Genomic DNA, 2,952 nt, shown 5'->3' with positions numbered 1-2,952 from the left:
CTTATGATGTTCTAGCAACTGAATCATATAAAGTTGCTGACGCGCTACTAAAAGCAAGAAAGGAGACCAACTCATGAAAGCATTAAGCATAAAACAACCATGGGCATCTTTGGTCTGTACCCCGAGGTTAGACAATCCCCTATTGGGTATTAAAGATATTGAAAACAGGACTTGGGCAACTAAATACCGTGGCACGATTTACATTCACGCAAGTGGTAAATCAGCCGGGGAATTGAATAAATTGTTGACAGAAGATCAGTATGAAAGCTTACCAAGTATAGCCTTCCTATCAGAAAACTACCCGAAATCAGCTATTATAGGCACAGTGGATATTGTAGACTGTGTTATCAACCACAGTAGCATTTGGGCTGAGAAAACAAATGAGTTCCTAGTCGATATTGGAGATGAAAAACCAATCTACAACTGGGTATTAGCTAATCCAGTATTGTTTGACGAGCCTATTTTGAATGTAAAAGGCAAGTTATCACTCTGGGAGTTTTACGGAAAGGAGATCAACTCATGACATCATTGATAATCGCGTATTTCATGGTAAACGCATTCTTGGCTGGCTACTTCCTAGCTGATACCGGCAGATGGTGGCAAATTTTTTTATGGCTGTTTTTCGGCTGTCTGTATCCACTTGTTTATATCATATCTCTTTTATGGTGGATAAATAACAGATTGGAGATATACACATTGTTTCTACTCTATTTAACCAACTGGTGGGGCAAACTTGATGAATTAAACATCAAAAACATGAAATCCTACTACCCTACAGCAAATTGGTATAAGCGATGGATTATGCGCCAAATAGACAAGAAATACAATTACGGTATTACTAAGGAGGAACCAACAAAATGACCCCCCGACACCCCCACAATATCATAGGCCTAGTAATAGAGCAATGGGTAGGCACCAACCGTAAACGCAGGCACATCTGCAAGGATTTTGGTGTCTCCTACAACACAGCTGCTAGATGGGTGGCTATGTATCATACTGAGCCGGATATTGTTGGACAGGTGTTGGTGAGGGAGAGTAAAGTTTAGAAAGGAGAAAGGAATGATAACAGTTAACAGTCTTTCAGGAGGTCAAACCAGTTCGTTTATGGGGATTCATTTCGAAGCAGACCACAATATTTTTGCCTGTGTTGAGCAAGAAGCGTACAAATACACAAAAGAGACGGCGCAAGCACGGATGAAAGTCCCAGGTCTGTTAGCTTCTCATGCTTGGTTGAGAATGTTTCACCCAGGCTTTTGGATGAGTGCTGAAGACGATAGGACTTTAGTTGTATTACACCAACTTTCACAGGAATTGTGTAAACCTTGGCATTCAATAGTTACCGGTGGAATCTATGTGGTGTTCGCCCATAATTGGGGATTATCAAAGTTCAAGACCTATGATGACATGGCGAGGGAGCGACTTCCGAATTCACAAACAAGAATGTGCACTGAGCATTTGAAAATCGTCCCGATGTACAACTATATACGCAAGAAAGTTTCTCTAGTAGATCCGGTTGAAATGCGTATTGGCTTCCGGCTTGATGAACTCGACCGAACTGTAAACATGTTCTTTAAGCTGGTAGAGATCAAAGATCGAGTTCCTAATCCTTCCTTTGATTTGCAGACCGTTATCAATGACTTACATATACCAAGTTACCTAGTAAAGTGGTGGGACATTATGGATGTTGAAGGAATGGTAAGACGCGGCGAACGAGTTCTTAAACCAACACCATTCAACTACTACAAAAAGGATTTTTATCGAGTTCCTTCGTTTCCTCTTATCGAACACGGTATCACCAAGGCGGAAATAATAAAGTATTGGCAAGGTCGCCCAGAGTATGTATTTCCGCCAATTTCCAATTGCGTAATGTGCTTTCACCATACCGTCCAACAGCTCCAACAACAATGGCAAGATCCGATCAACTGGAACAGAATGCAATGGGCTGATGATGCGGAAAAATTAAAGGGTAAAACATTCAAGAGACGAACTGTAGGAAAGAAAACCTATCCAGCATCTATGGATTGGATTAAAAACCTTCCAATTCAACAGCAATTAGAATTTATCGATTATGCCAGCTGTGATGCTGGTAGTTGTACAGATTAAATATGACCCACGGATCACCATGAACTACTACATCGGCGAGTATTATCAATACCCTTGTGGATCTCGGGTAAAACTTACATCGGTCACTGGATTTATTTTCCGGTTCGAATGTGGTCACTGGTGTACAAATACAGTGTTCAAGGACCTGATTAGATGTAGTACCGGAATACCAGTATGTAGGGACAAGCTATTAACAATACAGTTTTAACCCCCACCCCTATCATATAGGGGTATAAATAAGAGTAGAGATGGAATTAAACATAGATTTCACCATAAAATCAACTTACGACAATATTAGTGATAAAAACACTATACGAGTATTATTAGATGATAATAAAAGTGTTTTAGAACACTTTACAGCAATGGAAATGGCAAAAGAATGCTTAATGAATGCCCTTGATGCATACGTTAAATCCACTCCAAATGGCACGGTAACTAATATAGAATTCGATAACCTCGTCAGCACACCGATACATAAATTAAAAGGATTTTCAATATGAAAAAACTAATCCGCAAACTTTGGGTTCGCTTCCTGATTAAGCAGCTCAAAAAAGGAGTTATAGACAGCGATTCGGCAATAAGGATTCTTGTCCATTACACCTTGGAACAGATGCAGAAAAAGGGTGTCAGCGAATTGGAGATCGAATACACAGCGCCCGAACGGACAGAGACAAAACTATTGATATTGGCTTATTTAACTGATAAAAAATGAAAATAATAGACGAAAGACACCTATTTGAGGTGACGTTAAACGGTAAAGGCTATACAGTATTAGCTCTTAGCCTTGTAGAAGCAATTAAAGAGGTTATTGCTTGGAATAGCATGTCAGATGAAGACGATCAGGTAAGT

At 39.9% G+C, this 2,952-nt stretch carries 4 protein-coding genes; all 4 read left to right on the top strand.

All coding sequences use genetic code 11. From position 1 onward, the window contains the following. Window positions 1-73: 73 nt before the first annotated feature. The 4 genes from K7A41_RS00330 to K7A41_RS00315 all read left to right on the top strand — a co-directional run bounded on the left by K7A41_RS00330 (window position 74) and on the right by K7A41_RS00315 (window position 2,815). Entirely contained in the window at window positions 74-523 is a 450-nt protein-coding gene (locus K7A41_RS00330; RefSeq protein ID WP_265712112.1) for an ASCH domain-containing protein, read from the top strand. Window positions 524-1,059: 536 nt separating this feature from the next. After that, a complete protein-coding gene (locus tag K7A41_RS00325; protein ID WP_265712111.1) occupies window positions 1,060-2,103 on the top strand; it encodes a hypothetical protein in 1,044 nt (347 codons plus the stop codon). A gap of 248 nt (window positions 2,104-2,351) precedes the next feature. After that, window positions 2,352-2,603 (top strand): hypothetical protein, encoded by a 252-nt coding sequence (locus tag K7A41_RS00320; RefSeq protein ID WP_265712110.1) that lies wholly within the window; start codon window positions 2,352-2,354, stop codon window positions 2,601-2,603. Next, the gene (locus tag K7A41_RS00315) at window positions 2,600-2,815 is read left to right on the top strand and encodes a hypothetical protein (protein WP_265712109.1); all 216 of its coding nucleotides are present in this window, start codon (window positions 2,600-2,602) and stop codon (window positions 2,813-2,815) included. Before K7A41_RS00320 ends, K7A41_RS00315 begins: the two co-directional genes overlap by 4 nt. Window positions 2,816-2,952 lie beyond the last annotated feature (137 nt).

It is taken from the genome of Sphingobacterium sp. InxBP1, assembly GCF_026191775.1.
In the GTDB taxonomy this organism is placed as follows: domain Bacteria; phylum Bacteroidota; class Bacteroidia; order Sphingobacteriales; family Sphingobacteriaceae; genus Sphingobacterium; species Sphingobacterium thalpophilum.
Note: the sequence above shows the minus strand (reverse complement) of the source record. Positions and strands in the feature narration are given on the sequence as shown.

Excerpts from the sequence above, each read along its gene's own strand:
- K7A41_RS00330 (WP_265712112.1), top strand. The coding sequence starts at position 74 with ATGAAAGCATTAAGCATAAAACAACCATGGGCATCTTTGGTCTGTACC.
- K7A41_RS00320 (WP_265712110.1), top strand. The coding sequence starts at position 2,352 with ATGGAATTAAACATAGATTTCACCATAAAATCAACTTACGACAATATT.
- K7A41_RS00315 (WP_265712109.1), top strand. The coding sequence starts at position 2,600 with ATGAAAAAACTAATCCGCAAACTTTGGGTTCGCTTCCTGATTAAGCAG.
- K7A41_RS00325 (WP_265712111.1), top strand. The coding sequence starts at position 1,060 with ATGATAACAGTTAACAGTCTTTCAGGAGGTCAAACCAGTTCGTTTATG.